Genomic DNA, 20,103 nt, shown 5'->3' with positions numbered 1-20,103 from the left:
TTAAAGTATACTTTTAACCTTGTCAAATGGTCTTGCAATCACTGCTTTATTGCCTTTCACAGCTATAGGACGTTCCATCAAAATTGGATATTCGACCATTGCATTAACGATTTGTTCATCTGATAAATCCTTTCCTTTGAAATTAGAAATCCAAATAGATTCTTTGGTTCTAACAACTTCTATTGGTTTCAAGTTTAGCTTTTTTATCAAAGTACTTAATTCATTGAATGTTAATGGTTTTTCTAAATACTTAATTACTTCAAACGCTTCATCAGAATTTTCTAAGAAAGCCAAACATTCGCGCGACTTTCCGCATCTTGGATTGTGGTAAATTGTTATCATATATTTTTTGTGTAAATTAAATAAATATTGCAATAATTATAGTATTTTTATTAAAATTTAAATTTGATAAAATTATGTTTTTAGAGCAAGGTGTAAAAAAAGAAAATCCCTTTTGGAAGTACTTGGTTGGTTCGTTAGTAATCTTTTTAGCGTCTGTAATCGGACAACTCCCATTTGGGATAGCTTTGATTTTTAAAACATTTGATGGTGGAGAAATTCCTACAGATAGTGCTGGAATGCTTAAAATGCTGGATTCTAATTTATCTTTATTTTTGATAATGCTTTCTTTTGTTTTTGGATTAGCTGGTGTTTTTCTTGTGGTAAAATATTTTCATAAACAAACTATTTTAGAAGTCACCACATCAAGAAGTAAAATCGATTGGAAGCGCGTTTTCTTTTCTTTCTTCTTATGGGCTTTGTTTACCATTGCCAGTGTTTTAGTTAGTTATTATTTGAATCCTGAAGAAATCGTTTGGAATTTTAAACCTGTTCCGTTTTTGATTTTAGTACTAATAGGAGTAATTTTTATACCGATTCAAACCAGTACAGAAGAATATGTTTTTAGAGGATATTTAATACAAGGATTTGCAAATGGTTCTTTAAATAAAAAATTTATTATTGGAATTTTTTATTCATTACTATTTGTACCAATTTTTTTAATGCTAAAATCAATAATTGCAACAATTATTGATATAGAATTTTTAGCACTTATTTGGAACTTTGTGTTGTTTATTATAACTTTAATAATACTCGTTTTGTTGGATATCTTATTAACAAAATTTAATTTTTTTGAAACTAATTTTTATGAAAAACTATTCAATATTGGAAAAAGTAAATTATTTCCATTGCTGATAACTTCATTTATATTTGGTGGAATGCATTTTTTCAATCCAGAAGTTGATAAAATGGGTAACCTAATAATGGTTTACTATATCGGTACAGGCTTATTTTTAGGAATCATCACATTGATGGACGATGGAATGGAATTGGCACTAGGATTTCACGCAGCCAATAATTTGGTTACGGCATTATTAGTAACTTCTGATTGGTCGGCACTGCAAACCAATTCTATTTTTAAAGATGTTTCTGAACCTTCGGCTGGTTTAGAAATAATTATTCCAGTTTTTGTTGTATTTCCATTATTACTTTTACTTTTTGGAAAAAAATATAAATGGACCGATTGGAAAGAAAAACTTACAGGCGAAATCAAATTAGAAACTAATTCAAACGAAATAAACAATGATTAATCCAACTTACGAAAACGTTCATAATTCATTTAAATTAAATGGATTTCATTTTGATAAAGATGACTTGTGCCGTGTGGCTTACAGTTTTATAAAAGAAGGTGACGATTGGGAAAAACCCGTTGGCGATTTTCTTTTGGATTGGTTCGACGGAAAATCCTATGTTGAAATGAAAACTTCAGGCTCAACAGGAATTCCAAAAACAATTAGAGTTGAAAAACAAGCTATGGTAAATTCAGCTTTAGCTACAGGTGATTTTTTTGGTTTACAACCTGGTAATCGTGCGTTGCAATGTTTACCAGTAAAATACGTTGCCGGAAAAATGATGTTAATTCGTTCGATAATTCTTGGTTTAGATTTAGATTATGTTGCTCCAACATCGCATCCGATGGAAAATTTGGATGATACCAATTATGATTTTGTCGCGATGGTACCAATGCAAGCTCAAAATTCTCTTAAAGAATTAAAAAATGTGAAAAAATTAATTGTTGGAGGTGCAAGAATCAGTAAAAATTTAGAAAAAGATCTTGCTAAACTACCAACTGATGTATACGAAACTTATGGTATGACCGAAACCATAACACATATTGCAGCTAAAAAAGTAGGAGAGAAGGCATTTACAGTTTTACCAAATGTGACAATTAGTTATGATGAAAGAAATTGTCTAGTGATTCACGCACCAAATGTTATTGCAGAAGATACTGTAATCACAAATGATTTAGTAGAATTGGTAAATGAAAACCAATTTTTGTTTCTAGGAAGAATAGATAATATTGTGAATAGTGGTGGCGTAAAAATTATGCCCGAGCAAGTAGAGAAAAAATTAGACGGAAAAATAAACCGCAGATTTTTTATCGCATCCAAAGAAGATGCTGAATTGGGCGAAAAAGTAATTTTGATTATTGAAGGCGAATCCTATGATATTGATAAAGTTATATTTGAAGGTTTGGACAAATATGAACGTCCGAAAGAAATTGTCTTTGTTTCAAAATTTAAAGAAACTGAGAACGGTAAAATTTTGAGAAAAGAGAGTTTAACTTAAATAGATTATTATGAAAAAAGTGGCATTAATTATACTAATTGGTTCCTTACTGTCGTGTTCTACAACGAAAACAAAGGAAACAACTACAACTGAATCAAATGATACTTCAATTGTTTCAGGTGTTCAAGATGGTTCATCTTATGAAAATGCGATAATTATCAAAGCAAAAGATGAAATGACAGGTGTTTCTAAAGTTTATTCAAAACTAAAAGAAATGTATCCAGGTTACAAATTGGTAAGCCAAGGTTCAGGTTCCAAAAACGGAAAACAATATGACACGATGCGAATTATAACTTCAAATGGTGAAGAAAAATCGGTTTACTTTGACATATCAAGTTTTTATGGCAAATTCTAGACTATTTTGAAACTTTTACAAAATACTCATTTGTAAGCACTTCAACCTCGTCTAAAGATTTGATTTTGAATTTCGATTTTTTCCATTTGTTGGTTGGCTCGATTCTAATTTCTTGACCATTAACTTTAATATCAATAGGCATTTTGAAATCGGTTACATCGGTTTTCCATTCAAATTCTAATTTGTTTTTACTTAGTTTTAGTTCTAAGACTGGTATTTTTTTGTAATTCAAATATTGATTGAAAATTGGCGTAAGATCCATTTTACTTTCTTCATTAAAAAAGGCAATTACTGTTGGTGTATCGATGATTTTATGACGGAATGTTTCAGAATATTTCAAAATTGTTTTCCACCACAACTCGTCGTTATTAAAAACGTGACGCAATGTATTTAAAAGTAAAGCTCCTTTTGGATACATATCACCTGAACCTTCGTGATTAACACAACAAGTTCCGATTATTGGTCGATCACCTTGTACATTTTTATGCAATCCACGTGCATATTTCATAGCTTTTTCATAACCATACTGACATTCGATATAAACAATTTCGGTATATTGCGTGAAACCTTCGTGAATCCACATATCTGCAATATCAGCCGATGTGATGCTGTTTCCAAACCATTCGTGGCCACTTTCGTGAATAGTTATATAATCAAATAAAAGGCCAACTCCAGTCATTGATAAGTCACTTCCCATATAACCTTTTTTGTACTTATTGCCATAAGCTACAGCACTTTGATGCTCCATACCTAAATAAGGAGTTTCAACCAATTTGTAGCCATCATTAGCAAAAGGATACGTTCCGAATTTCGCTTGAAAACAATCCATCATTGGTTTTACTTCTTCAAAATGTTTTTTGGCTGTTTCTTCATTATCACGCAAAACATAATAATCTAAATCAAGTCCGTCGTGATTATCGTGAATGTGAGCGTAATCGGCAATATTCACTGTGATATCATAATTGTTTATCGGATTTTTTACTTCCCAATCCCAACGTGTATAGCCGTTTTTTAAATCTTCAGATCCAGTAAATCGGCCATTAGAAACATTCATTAATCCGTTTGGTACAGCAACTTTGATAGTCGCACCAAGGTTAGGTTCATCAGTTTGTGAATCTTTAACTGGATACCATAAACTAGCTCCAGTTCCTTGAACTGCAACTCCAATCCAATGCTTTGATTGTTTGTCTTTTCTAAAAACAAATCCGCCATCCCAAGGTGCATTTTTGGCCACTTTAGGTTTACCAGAATAATAAAAACGAATTTTTTCAGAAGCATTAATTGTCAAATCATTTGGAAAATCAATAAAAACTGCATCAAATTCGCGCTTGTATTCTAGCTTTTTTCCATTGAAAACAATCGAATCAACTTTCATATTTTCAAACAAATCGACTTGAATTTTAGCTGATTTTTCAACTACTTTAAATGAAATATCATTGAATCCTACTATAGTTCTTTCCTCTGGATTTATAGTGATATTTAAATCATATCGTTGCACATCGTAACAAGTACGTTCTAGACGCAAACCGCCTTGCAAAGAATCTCTTCTTGTAAAGTTTTGTGAAAATATAGTTTGAAAACCAATAAAAGCGAAACCAATAATAAAGATTTTTTTCATAACGATAGTATTTGATAGTATATGTAGTTTCTTTTGATGATTTGTTACTAAGAAGAAAATAATAACGGTTGCAACTTTACTTTTTAATTATTTTTTAGAGTTATTTAATTTGTAATATTCTATTTCTTGGTTAATAGTTGAACTAAAAAGTTTTACATTTTTATTGTTCAAATGGATGTGTATTTTTAACAATTCCAATTCACCATGAGAACAATGATCCATTACAAGAATAACTTTATTTTCGAAAATTAAAACAAAACTTTCATTACTTTTAGTAAGTATTTTTTTTGCGACTTTCCACTTTTTTCTTCCGCTTTCATTTAAATTTATATCAATCGCACGATCATCACTTTTTTCGTTAATACACGTTTCATTGGAAATAGCAACATCAAGAAAATCACTGGATGTTAAAATTGGATTCTTTTCAATTCCATAGACAATATTATAGTTTGGATTTATATCATTGACCAATTTACTATCTTTTTCATTTTCAGATAAATAATAAAAACCGTTTTCTAAATTATTTTGTTCTTTTTGATTAAAAGATGTTGTTAAAAAGCAAACAATATTTAATAAAAAAATAATAAACAGTTTTTTCATATAGTTAATTTTTAGATTTTCCAATATCTACCTTGAGTTTGAAAACACTAAACCTGAATCACACCCAAGTTAAACTTTTTCTCAATAGGTGAGTGGTTTGCGGCTTCAATTCCCATTGATATCCAAGTTCTTGTTTCTAATGGATCGATGATAGCGTCTGTCCACAATCGTGATGCTGCATAATAAGGAGAAACCTGTGCGTCATATTTTGCTTTGATTTTATCAAACAATTCTTTTTCTATTGTTTCATCGACCGTTTCACCTTTAGCTTTTAATGAAGAAGCCTCAATTTGTGCTAATACTTTTGCAGCTTGCGTTCCACCCATAACAGCTAATTCGGCACTTGGCCAAGCAAAAATTAATCTTGGATCATAAGCTTTGCCACACATTGCGTAATTTCCTGCACCATAAGAATTCCCCACAACAACCGTAAATTTAGGCACAACCGAATTAGAAACAGCGTTTACCATTTTGGCACCATCTTTAATAATGCCGCCGTGTTCTGATTTACTTCCAACCATAAAACCAGTTACGTCTTGAAGGAAAACTAACGGAATCTTTTTTTGATTACAATTGGCAATAAATCGGGTAGCTTTATCAGCTGAACTGGAGTAAATTACACCTCCAAATTCAATTTCACCTTTTTTAGTTTTAGAAACGGTTCGTTGATTAGCCACAATTCCCACAGCCCAACCATCGATTCGTGCATAACAAGTGATTATTGACTTCCCGTAATCAGGTTTGTACATATCCATTTCAGAATTATCAACCAATCGTTTGATAACCTCCATCATATCATATTGATCTGAACGAGACTTTGGAATGATTCCGTAAATATCTTGTTCGTTTAAAGCCGGTTTTTGAGGTTTTTCTCTATTGAAACCCGCTTTATCGTAATCGCCAATTTTTCCAACAATATTTTTAATGCGATCTAATGCATCTTTGTCGTCTTTTGCTTTGTAATCAGTAACACCTGAGATTTCGCAATGTGTTGTTGCTCCACCAAGTGTTTCATTGTCGATGTTTTCTCCGATAGCAGCTTTAACTAAATAACTTCCGGCAAGAAAAATACTTCCTGTTTTGTCAACAATCATTGCTTCGTCACTCATTATCGGAAGATAAGCACCACCAGCAACACAGCTTCCCATCACTGCGGCAATTTGCGTAATTCCCATACTTGACATTATCGCATTATTTCTAAAAATTCTACCAAAATGTTCTTTATCGGGAAAGATTTCGTCTTGCATAGGCAAATAAACTCCAGCAGAATCGACCAAATAGATTATTGGAAGACGATTTTCCATTGCAATTTCTTGCGCACGGAGATTTTTCTTTCCAGTGATAGGAAACCACGCACCAGCTTTTACAGTAGCATCATTGGCAACAACAATACATTGCTTTCCTGAGATATATCCGATTTTAACCACAACGCCACCAGAAGGACATCCTCCGTGTTCGGCATACATTCCGTCACCTACAAAAGCACCAATTTCAATGCTATTAGATTTATTGTCAAGCAAATAATCAATACGTTCTCTTGCAGTCATTTTACCTTCTGCATGTAATTTTTCTATACGTTTTTCGCCACCTCCAAGTTTGACTTTGGCAAATTTTTGTTTTAAATCAGATAATAAAAGTTTGTTATGATCTTCGTTTTTGTTGAAGTTTAAATCCATAAAATATTGCTTATTTTTAGTTTTGCTAAAGTACGAAAACGTTTGAAAAAAAGAAGTTCTTGTAATAAAATTCAAAATAATATTATTTACCTAGATTTCTTGTAACTTAACATTCTCTTAATATTAGTTGAATACATTTGCACAAAATTATATAAAATGACACTAAACAATATTTTTCAATTTTTTGTACCGAAAGATAAAAAGTTCTTTCCTTTATTTGAACAAGCTGCAGCAAATTTAATAATTTTAGCTGATACGCTGCACGAAGCTGTAAATGCTCCAAAGGCTGAACGTGAAGAATATTTCAAAAAAATAGAAGAACTTGAGGCAACAATTGAAGAAATAACTCACAAAACACACTTAGAATTAAGCAGAAATTTCATCACTCCATTTGATAGAGAAGATATACACTCCTTAATTAAATCTATTGATAACGTGGCCGATAATATGCACGGTGCTGCTAGTAGAATTAGATTATATCAAGTTGATAAAATTACTAAATCTATTAGAAAATTAACTGAGATAAATCTTGAAGCTTGTCAATTAATAGGAGAAGGCATCAAGCAATTGAAAGATATGAGTAATATCAAAATGATTAAGGAAACTTGCAAAAAAATCAATAAACTTGAAAGCAAAGCTGATGTAGTATTTGATAAAGCAGTAGCAGATATTTTTGAAAACGAAACGGATGCTAAAAATATCATCAAATATAAAGAAGTACTTTCAGCTTTAGAAATGGCATCAGACAAATGTAAAAGTGTTTCTAACGTAATGGAACAAATTTCTGTAAAACATTCATAAATAATTTTACTTAAAATTCTCTATTTATGGATTTTACTTTATTAATAGTAATTATATTTCTTGCCTTAGTATTTGATTATATTAATGGTTTTCACGATGCTGCAAACTCAATTGCTACCATCGTCGCTACTAAAGTATTAACGCCTTTTCAAGCGGTTCTTTGGGCAGCATTTTTTAACTTTTTAGCTTATTGGGTTTTCGGATTTGGTGTAGCCGATACTGTTGCAAAAACAGCACACACGAGTAGTATTGATTTAACTGTAATTTTAGCAGGTGTTATTGCAGCAATTATTTGGAATATCATCACTTGGTTAAAAGGTATTCCGTCTTCATCATCACATACTCTTATTGGCGGATTTGCTGGTGCTGCAGTTGCACACGGTTTTTCTGGTGTAACCGACGTTGAACACGCTGGTTTCAGAATTGTAAATTGGTATAAAGTTGCAAAAGAAGGTGAATTATTACCTTCAGGTGTATTTATTGTTATTTTATTTATCGTTTTGGCTCCACTATTAGGAATGATCATTTCTTACTTTATGTCGATTTGGTTAATGTATTCTTCTAAGAAAAATATTTATCCTAAAATCGTGACTCTTATTTTAATGGTTTTAGTAGCTTGGTTTTTAGTTTCTGTTATGGTGAACTATGAAGATATTAAAAAACCAAGATTTGAAAGTCATTTTTGGAGCGTTGTTACCGAACCTCACAATATTAAATGGTTTTTAGTTGCTTTTATATTTTATAGTTTAGCCATCTTTAATTTATTCTTTAGTAGTTTTTCAACAGCTACGGCTGAAAAGGTTTTAAAGAAAATGCAACTTTTATCCTCTGCTGCCTTTAGTTTAGGTCACGGTGGAAATGATTCGCAAAAAGTTATGGGAATTATTGCTGCTGCAGTAGCAGTATTTATTAAAGATAATCCGAATTTTGATTTATCTGGATATTGGTTAGATCTAAACGTAAAACTTCCGTCCGATGCAAATGGTGTTCATTTTGATGGCGTTATGCCCGAATGGATTCCGTTAACTTGCTACACAGTTATCGCTTTAGGAACATTAAGTGGTGGATGGAAAATTGTAAAAACAATGGGTTCTAAAATTACGAAAGTAACAGCGTTTGAAGGTGTTGTAGCCGAATCTGCTGGAGCTTTAACCTTGTTTACAACAGAACATTTTAAAATTCCTGTATCAACAACACATACTATCACAGGTTCGATCATCGGCGTAGGTGTTACCAAGAGAGTTTCTGCTGTACGTTGGGGTGTAACCGTGAAATTACTTTGGGCCTGGGTTTTAACCATTCCGGTTTCGGCTGTTTTAGCCGCGCTAATGTATTATTTTATTAAATTATTTTAGACAAATTATCTATTCATTATATAAACTCCTAAATAAAGTATGCTTTTTTAGGAGTTTTTTTATATTTGCTACTATCAAATTCTAAATAAATGAAATTATTTTTCGCGTTCATTTGTATTCTTTTCTTAAATTTTTCTTGTGCTCAAATTACTATAAATCAATCTAAAATTGATAATGATTTAAAGTTATCTGCTTTGCCTTATTATAGTTTTGGAAAAGGATTAGGATTGACTTCTCCTGATAGTTTATTTCAATTGAACATTCGATTTAGAATGCAAAACAGGGTTACCTATATTGAAAATGATGGTGAAAATGGCGCTTATGATGGACAAATTCGTCGTTTGCGATTGCGTTTTGATGGTTATGTTGGAAATCCAAAATTTCTTTATGCTATTCAATTATCTTTTGCGCCAGGCGATGTTGGCGAAATCAAAGAAGGTGAAAATCTAAATATTATTCGTGACGCTGTTGTTTTTTATCGTCCAAATAACCATTGGAATATTAGTTTTGGTCAAACGAAGTTACCCGGAAATAGGCAACGCGTAAATTCTTCTGGTGGATTGCAATTAACCGATAGAACAATTAACAATGCTCGATTTACAATTGATAGAGATTTTGGATTTCAAGTCCACAATATTAATGAGTATACAGATAAATTCTCCTATAATTTAAAAACGGCAATTTCTTCAGGTGAAGGCAGAAATAGTACTGATAATCCGGATGATGGAATTGCAATTACCGGAAAAGCAGAGTTGTTTCCTTTTGGTGCTTTCGCTAAAGACGGAACCAATTTTGAAGGAGATATTGTTAGAGAAAAGAAACCCAAGTTAATGGTATCGGGTGCATTTCAGCAAAATAACCAAGCACGACGAACGCAAGGACAACTCGGAAATGATTTGTTTGAACCACGAACAATGAAGTCAGTTTTACTTGATGCTATGTTTAAATACAATGGTTGGGCTGCGATGACAAGTTATATGTCAAGAACTACTAATGACAATGCGGTTACTTTTAATCCGTTAAATCTGTCGGAATCAAATTATGTTTTTGTAGGCAATGGATTTGATTACCAGTTAAGTTATAATACAAAAACCAATTACGAATTTATAGGAAGATATTCTATTCAAAAAGTTGGAAATGATATTGAGCAACTTACTCCAAACACTAAACAGTTTAGTTTAGGACTAACCAAATACATTTGGGAACATTCCTTTAAAGTTCAGGGCGAAATCAACTATGATGTTTTAGATTTCTATGATGGAACTTCAAAAAATAACTGGTATGTTCGTTTTCAAATAGAGATAGGTATATAAAAATATAGCACTTCAAATTTTAATGTCCAATGTTAAGTTTTCAGCCAAATCAAAAACTTAACATTGGATAATCGTTTTATGTTGTATTTTTGTTAACATAAATTTACATTGAATTTACACAAAATAAATATAAGATAACCTCATAATGATGAACAACACAGAAAACACAGAAGAGAATAACTTAGAAGCAGTAACTAATTTAGAAGAGTCAGCAATTGTTTCGACGGAAACTAAAGCTGAAGAAGTAGCTGCTGAAAAACCTAAAACACGAACTAGAGCGCCTAGAACAACAACTCCAAAAGCGACTCCAACTCGAACAAGAACAAAAGTTGTTAAAGAAGCAACAGTAACCGAAGTAAAAGCAGAAGAAGTTTTAGAGGAAGCTACATCTGGAAATACAGATAACATTGAAATTATTAATGATTCAGAAAAAGAGAAAAAGTCTAAAGCTAAAGAAAAAGCAAAAAAGAAAGCGGTAGCCAAAAAAGAGACTCAAAAAGAGAACGATAAGGATAAAAAGAAAAAAGCTAAGAAGAAAGAGAAAGCTAAAAAACAAAAAGCTAAGGATAAAGCCAAAGCTAAAAAGAAAGAAAAAGCAAAGAAAAAAGCTAAAGCTAAAAAGAAAGCTAAGGCAAAAAAGAAATAATTAGAAAGGGATAAAAGTATTTACTTCCTTTAAAAGTACCAAAAAGCCATCTTAATTAAGGTGGCTTTTTTTTATTCAATAACTATATAAAAATACAAAAGCCGATCTGGAGCGATCGGCTATTGTGGTGAGGTGTAACTTCCTTTCGGAATCCTCGATGCAAAAGTAAGCTAATATTTCGAATAAATTCATAATTTTTTATTAAACTTTATTTAACTGCGAATAATTCAACTTTTTTCAAATTATATTTGTTCAAATTAACTAAACTAAATTTTATGATTAAAAAATCTCTTCAGATTATTTTTTGTTTAGCTCTTTTGTCAAATACAACAAGTTTTTCACAAAAGAATGACAAAAAGAAAGGCAACACTCCAGCTCCACCAATTGCTGCGGAAGCCAAAAAACCAGATGCAAAAAAAGAGCCTAAACCTTATAAAAAGGTTATTGATTCTACCGCTGTAACTCAAAAAGGTTTAATTGATGTACACAAAGTTGGTGACAAATATTTATTTGAAATTTCTGAATCATTATTAGGTAAAGAAATTATGACCATTACAAGATATTCTAAAACACCTGCTGGTGGAGGAATTTTTGGTGGTGAAGAAATTAATCGTCAAGTGGTGCGTTTTGAGAAAGGAATGAACAACACGATTTTATTACGTTCTATTACGTATGTGATTACAACTCCTGATGAAAATAAGCCAATTACAAAATCGGTTAAAAATTCGAGTGCTGATCCAATCATTGGTATCTACGATGTTTTAGCCTACAAAAAATCAGAATCAGGAAAAGAAAATGAAGCTAGTGTTATAGATATGACAGCGGCTTTTGATTCGGATACTCAAATTTTTTCATTGAATCCGGTAAACAAGCAATTGCTAAGTATTCAGGCTTTTCAAAAAGATAAATCGTTCATTCAATTTGTAAAAAGTTTTCCGATAAATACTGAAATAAGAACTACAAAAACTTTTTCAACCGTTGCTCCTCAAATTTCAAGAAATCCAACGCCTAAAATTGGAACTGATTTTCCTGCTGCGTTAGATGCTGGAGTGGTTACAATGGAAATAAATACTTCATTTATTTTATTACCAGAAAATCCGATGCGCAAGCGTGCTTTTGATAAAAGAGTAGGATATTTTGCCAATGGATATGATGTTTTTGAAGAAGATTCTCAAAAAGCAGATTCAGAAATTTTTGCTGTTAGATGGAGATTAGAACCAAAAAATGCAGAAGATGCTGAAAAGCAAAAGCGTGGAGAATTAATTGAACCTAAAAAACCAATTGTTTATTATTTAGATCCAGCAACTCCTGATAAATGGAAGCCTTTTATCAAGCAAGGTATTGATGATTGGCAAGCTGCATTTGAATTTGCAGGATGGAAGAATGCCATTCGCGGCGAATATTGGCCAGAAAACGATCCAACAATGAGTCTTGAAGACGCTCGTTTTTCGGTTGTACGATATTTTGCAGCAGAAATTCAAAATGCTTACGGTCCAAATGTACACGATCCAAGAACAGGTGAAATTATGGAAAGTCATATTGGTTGGTACCACAATATTATGAGTTTGTTACGTGACTGGTATTTGATTCAAACCGCAGCAGTTGAACCTAAAGCGAGAAATAAAAAGTTTGATGACAAATTAATGGGTGAATTAATTCGATTTGTAGCTGCTCACGAAGTTGGACACACACTAGGTTTACGTCACAATATGGGTGCAAGTAACGCTACGCCTTTAGAAATGCTAAGAAATCCGGAGTTTCAAAAGAAAAACGGACATACTTCTTCAATAATGGATTATGCAAGATTTAACTATGTTGCGCAACCTGAAGATGGTGTTACTGATTTGTTCCCGAGAATTGGCGATTACGACAAATGGGCGATCAAATGGGGTTATTCTTATTTTAATGATGCCAAATCAGAAGATGCTGAGAAAGCATTGTTAAATGAAATGACCAAAGAGGCTTATAAAAATCGTAGATTATGGTTTGGTACAGAATCAAGTCCGTTTGATCCACGTTATCAAACTGAAGATTTGGGCGATAATGCAATGAAAGCATCAGAATATGGAATCAAAAACCTAAAAAGAATTTTGCCAAACTTAATTGAATGGAGCAAAGAAAAAGGTGAGGACTATTCTGAACTAGAAGGTTTATACAATTCTTTAATAGGTCAATTCCGTCGCTATACGGGTCACGTTACCAAAAATATTGGTGGAATTTATGAAAATCCTAAAACCTATGATATGGTTGGAAACGAATATGAAGTGGTTCCATCGGCTATCCAAAATGAAGCTGTTGCTTTCTTAAATGAGCAAGTATTTAAAACGCCAACTTGGTTATTAGATCAAAATATTATCGCTAAAATTAGTCCAGATAATGGAGTAGAATTAATGAAAAGTGTTCAAGATGGAACATTATCTAATGTATTATCGCTTGACAGAATGGCGCGATTAATAGAAACTTCCTCTTTAAACAAAGCAAACTATTCTGTAGATGAATTAATGACAGATTTAAAGCGCGGTATTTTTTCTGAATTAAAAACTAATGCAGCCATTGATGTATACAGAAGAAATTTGCAAAAAGGTTTTGTAACAAAATTAATTGATGCCATCAGTTTAGAAAGAAATGTAACTGCCAATTTCAACGGAAGAAGAATTGTTATTGCCGATACCGATTTACCTTCGATTGCAAGAGGACATTTGGTTGAATTAAGAACTCAATTAAAAATTGCTTCAACAACTGCAACCGATAGATTAAGCAAATTTCATATTGCTGATTTAGTGGCAAGAATTGACAAAGCATTAAATCCGAATAGGTAATCAAAATTCTTATAAATTTTAAATCCCCAAATAGTTATAAACCGTTTGGGGATTTTTTTTACTTAGCCGTTAATGTATTTCAATTAATGATTTCCAAAAGTTACTATTTTAACTTCACAAATCTTTTTTTAGAACAATTTATATTTCAAGTTTAATGACATATTTTTGAAAGTATCCGAAACATCTTCATTTGAAACCGTTTTTAATTCTAAATTACTATACTGAACAAGTTCAATGCTTATTTTATTAAATTGATATCCAATTCCTAATAGGAAATTAAATCTATTACCTTCGTAATTTATAGTTCCTTGTCTTTCAACATTAAGTTCAGATTTTTTACTTATAAAAGTTAAATTCATACCAAAATTAAGAAATAACTTTGATTTAGGTGAAAAATGAAAATACCTTCTTCCTGCAATTGGAATATTTAAATAATTTAAATTAGCCGAAACTGCATAATACGGAGTAATATATTGTGGATAATATAGAGTAGCATTTCCATCATAAGTATTGTAAGTAGGTTGAATATAGAATGACCAATTATTATTGTTAAAAGGTAGTATAAATTCAATTTCACCACCAAAGGATAATGAAACTTCTTTTGATAAATCGTGACTACCATTAATATTTCCGAATTTTCGATAAATATTAATGGAACTATTATTTATTCCTATTACAGGTTTAAAATTAACTTTAATGGATTTATCTTTAGCAGCGAAGCTATTATTTGCAATTCCGTTACAACTGTTAGCTTTAATAAAAAAATCTGCCAATTTATTTTTTCTATATTCTAAATTAGCAGCATTTAAAATTATGTTTTCTGGACAAGTAACCGTTTTATTAAGTTCAATTTTATAAGCTTCATTACTGTAAACATTAGTTTGACCACTGTCAGAATTCATATATCTTTTATAAACTAATTGTTTAATTTCTGAATTATCAACTTTATAAAAAAAGCGCTCTGAAATAGCTTCACTTTCAAAGTTGTATAAGGAATATTTACCTTCAACTAAGACTTTTAAAAATACAGTAAAACTTTTAAAAATTGGCTCTTTGGACTTCGTTAAAGTATTGTAACCACCATCAGGAGAAGTATCAATATCTACTGTTTGTTTGATAAACTTTGATTCATTATCAATAGAAAATTCTTTACATTCTTGAATTGTAATATCTATATTTTGAGAATCTAATGTTTGCTTAGTTTCAATTTTTGTTGGATTGTTTTTCCAGTCATAATTTTTAATGTAGCAATCAACTTTAGTACCATTATTAAGAATATAATGTCCTTTTTGATATTTGTTTTGAGCCACCATTATAGAGGTGAAAAATAAGAGCAAATAGATTTTTGTTAGTTTCATAAATATTTTGGTTTGAGTTAAATTAGATTACTCTTCTTTTTGTCCCATCATCATTAAATAGGCTTTTAAAAACTCGTCAATTTCACCATTCATTACACCATCAACATCGCTAGTTTCTTTTCCTGTTCGAACATCTTTGACCAGTTTGTAGGGTTGCATTACATAATTTCTTATTTGTGAACCCCATTCAATTTTCATTTTTCCTGCTTCAATATCGGCTCTTTGTGCTAATTGTTTTTTTAATTCAATTTCATACAATTGTGAACGTAACATTTGCATAGCACGATTTCTATTATCGTGTTGCGAACGAGTTTCTGAGCACTGAATTTGAATTCCGGTTGGTTTGTGAACTAATTGTACTTTGGTTTCAACTTTATTTACGTTCTGTCCACCAGCACCACTTGATCGCGCCGTTGTAATTTCAATATCAGCGGGATTGATTTCAATTTCGATAGTATCATCAACCAAAGGATAAACATAAACAGAAGCAAATGAAGTATGCCTTTTAGCATTGCTATCAAATGGAGAAATTCGAACTAATCGATGTACGCCATTTTCTCCTTTGAGATATCCAAAAGCAAAATCACCTTCAATTTCTAGCGTAACGGTTTTAATTCCGGCAACGTCTCCTTCTTGAAAGTTCAATTCTTTTATTTTAAATTTTTGCTTTTCGGCCCACATCAAATACATTCGCATTAACATTGAAGCCCAATCGCAACTTTCTGTACCGCCAGCACCAGCAGTAATTTGCAAAACAGCACTCAAATTATCACCTTCATCAGATAGCATATTTCTGAATTCAATGTCTTCGAGATGTGTTCTTGTAAGTTCAAATTGCAAATCAAGCTCTTCTTCTGAAGCATCACCTTCTTTATAAAAGTCATAAGTCATTTGAAGTTCTTCAGTAAGCGAATGTGCTTTCTCAAAATCTTCTACCCATTTTTTCTTAGAGCGAAGGTTTCTGACGAGAATTTCAGCTTCTTTGGCATTGTTCCAAAAATCAGGTGCGAAGGTCTTTTCTTCTTCGTTGTTTATTTCGATAAGCTTGGCATCAATGTCAAAGATACCTCCTCAACGCACCAAGACGTTCTACAATACCTTTAATTTGTTCGGTATTTGTCATAAATAATGTAATTTTGTAGTCACAAATATAATGCATCAGAATTTGATATGGAAATAAATTTAATAAGTGATACGGTAACTAAACCAAGCAACGAAATGTTGCAGTTTATGTTTAATGCTAAAGTAGGTGATGATGTATACAAACAAGATCCAACTGTAAATGAACTAGAAGCTGCTGTTGCTCAATTATTTGGAATGGAAGCAGCTTTGTTTTTTCCGAGTGGAACTATGGCAAATCAAACGGCAATAAAACTTCATACGAATCCAGGAGAACAAGTAATTTGCGATAAATATTCCCATATTTTTCATTATGAAGGTGGTGGCGCGTCATTCAATAGTGGCGTTTCCTGCTGTTTAGTTGACGGAAAACGCGGAATGATTACCGCTGATTTAGTAAAAAATGCTATTAATGATCCTGAATTTTATCACGCACCTTTGAGTACTTTGGTTAGTATCGAAAATACAACTAACAAAGGTGGTGGCGCTTGCTATGAAATTGGTGAACTGAAAAAAATCAAACAAGTTTGCGTTGAAAATAATCTTAAATACCATTTAGATGGTGCACGATTATGGAATGCAATGGTCGCTAAAAAACAACATCCAAAACAATTTGGAGAATTATTTGATACTATTTCGGTTTGTTTATCTAAAGGACTTGGTGCACCAATTGGTTCTTTATTATTAGGAACAAAAGCAGATATGAAACGTGCTTTGCGAATTAGAAAAATTTTAGGTGGTGGAATGCGTCAATCGGGCTATTTGGCCGCTGCAGGAATGTATGCTTTGCAAAACAATATTTTAAGATTGGAGGAAGATCACAAAAGAGCAATAGAACTGGGCGAACTTTTAAGCACACTTTCGTGGGTTGAAAAAGTAGAACCAATTGAAACTAATATTCTTATTTTTTCAGTGAGAGCAAGTCTTGAAGAAAAATGGGTGATTGAAAAATTAAAGCAAAAAAACATCCACATAAGTTCAATGGGACACGGAAAACTAAGAATAGTAACCCACTTAGATTATAAACAAGTGATGCATAACTATGTTATGGAAGCACTTGCTAAAATTCAATTCTAAAAATACCAAATTCCAATTTTTAATTATTGAAAATTGGAATTTGAAATTTAATTTTTGGACTTTATTTAAACATATCCATTCCAGGAATATTTGGCATTCCTTCTTTTGCAACAGCTGCAAGTTCAGCTTCATTTACATTGGTAGCCTTTGCAATAGCTTTGTTCAAAGTTAAAATCAGGTAATCTTCTAGTTGTTCTTTATCTTGCAATAAACTTTCATCAATTTCTATTGATTTTATCGTTCTATTGGCAGTTAACGTAACTTTGAGTAAATTATCGCTACTTTTTTCATCAACCAAAACCGTATCTAAACGTTTTTTAGTTTCTTCAATTTTTTGCTGGGTTTCTTTAAGTTTTCCCATCATTCCCATCATATCTCCAAACATAATATTAAGTATTTAGTAAGGCAAATTTAGGAAATTCATCTTAAAAAATCATCTTCAAAAATCAACTTCAAAAATCAACTTCAAAAATCAACTTCAAAAATCAACTTCAAAAATCAATTTCAAAAATCAATTTCAAAAATCAATATACAACAATACAATATACAATCATGCATAATGAAATAGTGGAACAAAAAATGTCAATAACAATGTTAATATCAATATCAATAGTTAACATTTATTAAAGACTAGTTTGCAATACATTTGCTTTGAATTTTAATACAATTATGAGTACAAAAATACAACCGCCCATTGCTAAAATAATTCCGCATACTCTTGAAAAGCACGGTCACGTTAGAACCGATAATTATTATTGGTTAAATGATAGAGAAAATCCTGAAGTGATTGATTATCTTAACAAAGAGAACGATTATTACAATCAGTCAACAGCTCATACCAAAGATTTTCAAAAGGATTTATTTGAAGAAATGAAAGCTCGAATTAAGGAAGATGATTCCTCAGTTCCTTATTTTTATAATGGTTATTTTTACATCACCAGATTTGAAAAAGGCAAAGATTATCCAATTCATTCTCGCAAAAAAGGTTCGTTAGATGCCGAGGAAGAAATCATGTTTGATTGCAACGAAATGGCTAGCGGATTTTCTTATTTCAATTTAAACGGAATCAGCATTAGTGAAGATAATAAATGGGTATCTTATGGTGTTGATACTGTTTCTAGACGTCAATATACAATTCAAATAAAGAATTTAGAAACGAACGAAATTCTGCCATTAAAAATTGAAAACACTACTGGTGGAGCAACTTGGGCAAGTGACAATCAAACGTTATTTTATTCAAGAAAAGATGATGTAACATTACGACCTGATAGAATTTACAAACATAAACTAGGAACAAATCCTGAGGACGACAGTGTAGTTTATTTTGAAAAAGATGATACTTTTAATGTGTCGGTTTATAAATCGAAATCTAAAAAATACATCATTATTTCGTCTGAAAGCACCTTAACATCTGAATTTCAAATACTTTTATCAGCTACGCCTGATGCTAAATTTAAAATTTTTCAAAAACGTACGCGTGAGTTAGAATATTCTATTTCGCATTATGAAGATAGTTTTTATATCGTTACCAATAAAGATGATGCTACCAATTTTAAAGTAATGAAAACTCCTGAGAATAAAACATCTAAAGATAATTGGGTAGATTTAATTCCGCATAGAGAAGACGTTTTATTAGAAGGTATTGATATATTTAAAGACTATTTGGTGGTTTCTGAACGATTTGATGGTTTAAATAAAATCCGAATTATGCCTTGGAGTGGAGAAGGAGAATATTATTTGCCTTTTGAATTAGAAACTTATACGGCTTATACCACTACAAATATCGATTTTGATACCGAAATTCTACGTTATGGCTACCAATCAATGGCAATTCCGTCATCGGTGATTGATTTTAATATGCGAACTAAGGAAAAAACCATCTTAAAAGAGCAAGAAGTTTTAGGAGGAAAATTTGATAAAAATAATTATTCCGAAGAACGTATTTGGGCTACAGCCGAAGATGGAACTAAAATTCCGATTTCAATGGTTTATAGAAAAGGAGTGGAGCTAAATGGTAAAAATCCATTTTTATTATATGCTTATGGTTCTTACGGAATGACAATGGAACCTTATTTTTCAACTACGCGATTGAGTTTACTTGATAGAGGATTTATTTATGCTATTGCTCATATTCGTGGTGGAGAAGATATGGGTAGAATGTGGTATGAAGACGGAAAATTGTTAAAAAAGAAAAATACTTTTACCGATTTTATTGATTGTTCTAAACACGTTATTGCTCAAAAGTATACCTCTGCTGAGCATTTATATGCCGAAGGTGGATCAGCTGGAGGATTATTAATGGGAGCAATTATTAATATGAATCCTGAATTGTATAATGGTGTCATTGCTCAAGTACCTTTTGTTGATGTAGTTACGACAATGTTAGACGAAACAATTCCGTTAACTACAGGAGAATATGACGAATGGGGAAATCCTAACGTTAAAAAGTATTATGAGTATATGTTGTCTTATTCACCTTATGATAATGTAAAAGCACAAGATTATCCAAATTTATATATAGCTACCGGATTGCACGATTCTCAGGTACAATATTGGGAACCAGCAAAATGGGTAGCCAAATTAAGAGCTTTAAAAACCAATTCTAATCAATTATATTTTGATGTAAATATGGATGCAGGTCACGGTGGTGCATCTGGAAGGTTTGAATCCCTTAAAGAAGTTGCAAAAGAATTCAGTTTTTTGTTAGATTTAGAAAAAGTTAAAAATTAATTTATTAA

17 protein-coding genes are annotated in these 20,103 nt (G+C 31.6%); 10 read left to right on the top strand and 7 right to left on the bottom strand.

From position 1 onward, the window contains the following. A complete protein-coding gene (gene arsC, locus Q0050_RS13150; RefSeq protein ID WP_298396669.1) occupies positions 1 to 342 on the bottom strand; it encodes an arsenate reductase (glutaredoxin) in 342 nt (113 codons plus the stop codon). A 74-nt stretch (positions 343 to 416) separates the two neighbouring features. Between arsC and Q0050_RS13145 the strand changes: the two genes are divergently transcribed. The 3 genes from Q0050_RS13145 to Q0050_RS13135 are packed head-to-tail and all read left to right on the top strand — an operon-like array spanning position 417 to position 2,983. Then, a complete protein-coding gene (locus Q0050_RS13145) occupies positions 417 to 1,589 on the top strand; it encodes a CPBP family glutamic-type intramembrane protease (RefSeq protein WP_298396666.1) in 1,173 nt (390 codons plus the stop codon). Then, positions 1,582 to 2,628: an AMP-binding protein gene (locus Q0050_RS13140; protein ID WP_298396663.1), complete on the top strand. Its 1,047-nt coding sequence runs from the start codon at positions 1,582 to 1,584 to the stop codon at positions 2,626 to 2,628. The genes Q0050_RS13145 and Q0050_RS13140 overlap by 8 nt, the downstream gene beginning before the upstream one ends. 10 nt (positions 2,629 to 2,638) lie before the next feature. Then, complete coding sequence (locus Q0050_RS13135) at positions 2,639 to 2,983, top strand: hypothetical protein (protein ID WP_298396660.1); 345 nt, start codon at positions 2,639 to 2,641, stop codon at positions 2,981 to 2,983. A gap of 1 nt (position 2,984) precedes the next feature. On the opposite strand, the gene Q0050_RS13130 is transcribed toward Q0050_RS13135, so the two are convergent. From Q0050_RS13130 to Q0050_RS13120, 3 genes are all read right to left on the bottom strand, one after another. Next, positions 2,985 to 4,601 (bottom strand): M1 family metallopeptidase, encoded by a 1,617-nt coding sequence (locus Q0050_RS13130; protein ID WP_298396657.1) that lies wholly within the window; start codon positions 4,599 to 4,601, stop codon positions 2,985 to 2,987. Positions 4,602 to 4,688: 87 nt separating this feature from the next. Continuing rightward, complete coding sequence (locus Q0050_RS13125; protein ID WP_298396654.1) at positions 4,689 to 5,225, bottom strand: hypothetical protein; 537 nt, start codon at positions 5,223 to 5,225, stop codon at positions 4,689 to 4,691. Between the two features lie 23 nt (positions 5,226 to 5,248). Further along, on the bottom strand, positions 5,249 to 6,877 hold the full coding sequence (locus tag Q0050_RS13120) for an acyl-CoA carboxylase subunit beta (RefSeq protein ID WP_298396652.1): 1,629 nt from the start codon (positions 6,875 to 6,877) through the stop codon (positions 5,249 to 5,251). A gap of 156 nt (positions 6,878 to 7,033) precedes the next feature. Between Q0050_RS13120 and Q0050_RS13115 the strand changes: the two genes are divergently transcribed. From Q0050_RS13115 to Q0050_RS13095, 5 genes are all read left to right on the top strand, one after another. After that, positions 7,034 to 7,678 carry a DUF47 domain-containing protein gene (locus tag Q0050_RS13115; RefSeq protein ID WP_298396649.1) on the top strand — a complete coding sequence of 215 codons (645 nt, stop codon included), beginning with the start codon at positions 7,034 to 7,036 and terminating at the stop codon, positions 7,676 to 7,678. Positions 7,679 to 7,704: 26 nt separating this feature from the next. Beyond that, positions 7,705 to 9,033, top strand: a complete 1,329-nt coding sequence (locus Q0050_RS13110) for an inorganic phosphate transporter (RefSeq protein ID WP_298396646.1) — start codon at positions 7,705 to 7,707, stop codon at positions 9,031 to 9,033. A gap of 89 nt (positions 9,034 to 9,122) precedes the next feature. After that, positions 9,123 to 10,346, top strand: a complete 1,224-nt coding sequence (locus tag Q0050_RS13105) for a porin (protein ID WP_298396643.1) — start codon at positions 9,123 to 9,125, stop codon at positions 10,344 to 10,346. A gap of 145 nt (positions 10,347 to 10,491) precedes the next feature. Next, a complete protein-coding gene (locus tag Q0050_RS13100; protein WP_298396641.1) occupies positions 10,492 to 10,992 on the top strand; it encodes a hypothetical protein in 501 nt (166 codons plus the stop codon). A gap of 275 nt (positions 10,993 to 11,267) precedes the next feature. Beyond that, positions 11,268 to 13,811 (top strand): zinc-dependent metalloprotease, encoded by a 2,544-nt coding sequence (locus tag Q0050_RS13095; RefSeq protein WP_298396636.1) that lies wholly within the window; start codon positions 11,268 to 11,270, stop codon positions 13,809 to 13,811. Between the two features lie 128 nt (positions 13,812 to 13,939). Here Q0050_RS13095 and Q0050_RS13090 read toward each other — a convergent pair whose 3' ends face one another. Together Q0050_RS13090 and prfB are read right to left on the bottom strand one after the other, a co-directional pair. Further along, complete coding sequence (locus Q0050_RS13090; RefSeq protein ID WP_298396633.1) at positions 13,940 to 15,169, bottom strand: hypothetical protein; 1,230 nt, start codon at positions 15,167 to 15,169, stop codon at positions 13,940 to 13,942. 27 nt (positions 15,170 to 15,196) lie between these two features. Continuing rightward, positions 15,197 to 16,292 (bottom strand): peptide chain release factor 2 gene (gene prfB / locus Q0050_RS13085; RefSeq protein ID WP_298396630.1). Its coding sequence is split into 2 segments (ribosomal slippage): positions 15,197 to 16,228 and positions 16,230 to 16,292, totalling 1,095 coding nucleotides; the frame shifts between segments, so codons are not numbered across the junction. Between the two features lie 47 nt (positions 16,293 to 16,339). Between prfB and Q0050_RS13080 the strand changes: the two genes are divergently transcribed. Next, positions 16,340 to 17,365: a low specificity L-threonine aldolase gene (locus Q0050_RS13080; protein WP_298396628.1), complete on the top strand. Its 1,026-nt coding sequence runs from the start codon at positions 16,340 to 16,342 to the stop codon at positions 17,363 to 17,365. Between the two features lie 61 nt (positions 17,366 to 17,426). Here the strand turns inward: Q0050_RS13080 and Q0050_RS13075 are convergent, their stop codons facing one another. After that, a complete protein-coding gene (locus Q0050_RS13075; protein WP_298396625.1) occupies positions 17,427 to 17,750 on the bottom strand; it encodes a YbaB/EbfC family nucleoid-associated protein in 324 nt (107 codons plus the stop codon). Positions 17,751 to 18,034: 284 nt separating this feature from the next. Between Q0050_RS13075 and Q0050_RS13070 the strand changes: the two genes are divergently transcribed. Further along, positions 18,035 to 20,095, top strand: a complete 2,061-nt coding sequence (locus Q0050_RS13070) for a S9 family peptidase (protein ID WP_298396622.1) — start codon at positions 18,035 to 18,037, stop codon at positions 20,093 to 20,095. Positions 20,096 to 20,103 lie beyond the last annotated feature (8 nt).

It is taken from the genome of Flavobacterium sp., from assembly GCF_027483985.1.
Taxonomy (GTDB): domain Bacteria; phylum Bacteroidota; class Bacteroidia; order Flavobacteriales; family Flavobacteriaceae; genus Flavobacterium.
The sequence above is the reverse complement of the archived record's forward strand: the minus strand, read 5'-3'. Positions and strand labels throughout refer to the sequence as shown.

Coding starts and splice junctions, on each gene's coding strand:
- Q0050_RS13095 (WP_298396636.1), top strand. CDS start 11,268: ATGATTAAAAAATCTCTTCAGATTATTTTTTGTTTAGCTCTTTTGTCA.
- Q0050_RS13130 (WP_298396657.1), bottom strand. CDS start 4,601: ATGAAAAAAATCTTTATTATTGGTTTCGCTTTTATTGGTTTTCAAACT.
- Q0050_RS13100 (WP_298396641.1), top strand. CDS start 10,492: ATGATGAACAACACAGAAAACACAGAAGAGAATAACTTAGAAGCAGTA.
- Q0050_RS13080 (WP_298396628.1), top strand. CDS start 16,340: ATGGAAATAAATTTAATAAGTGATACGGTAACTAAACCAAGCAACGAA.
- Q0050_RS13145 (WP_298396666.1), top strand. CDS start 417: ATGTTTTTAGAGCAAGGTGTAAAAAAAGAAAATCCCTTTTGGAAGTAC.
- Q0050_RS13110 (WP_298396646.1), top strand. CDS start 7,705: ATGGATTTTACTTTATTAATAGTAATTATATTTCTTGCCTTAGTATTT.
- Q0050_RS13115 (WP_298396649.1), top strand. CDS start 7,034: ATGACACTAAACAATATTTTTCAATTTTTTGTACCGAAAGATAAAAAG.
- Q0050_RS13140 (WP_298396663.1), top strand. CDS start 1,582: ATGATTAATCCAACTTACGAAAACGTTCATAATTCATTTAAATTAAAT.
- Q0050_RS13105 (WP_298396643.1), top strand. CDS start 9,123: ATGAAATTATTTTTCGCGTTCATTTGTATTCTTTTCTTAAATTTTTCT.
- Q0050_RS13090 (WP_298396633.1), bottom strand. CDS start 15,169: ATGAAACTAACAAAAATCTATTTGCTCTTATTTTTCACCTCTATAATG.
- arsC (WP_298396669.1), bottom strand. CDS start 342: ATGATAACAATTTACCACAATCCAAGATGCGGAAAGTCGCGCGAATGT.
- Q0050_RS13135 (WP_298396660.1), top strand. CDS start 2,639: ATGAAAAAAGTGGCATTAATTATACTAATTGGTTCCTTACTGTCGTGT.
- Q0050_RS13070 (WP_298396622.1), top strand. CDS start 18,035: ATGAGTACAAAAATACAACCGCCCATTGCTAAAATAATTCCGCATACT.
- Q0050_RS13120 (WP_298396652.1), bottom strand. CDS start 6,877: ATGGATTTAAACTTCAACAAAAACGAAGATCATAACAAACTTTTATTA.
- Q0050_RS13075 (WP_298396625.1), bottom strand. CDS start 17,750: ATGTTTGGAGATATGATGGGAATGATGGGAAAACTTAAAGAAACCCAG.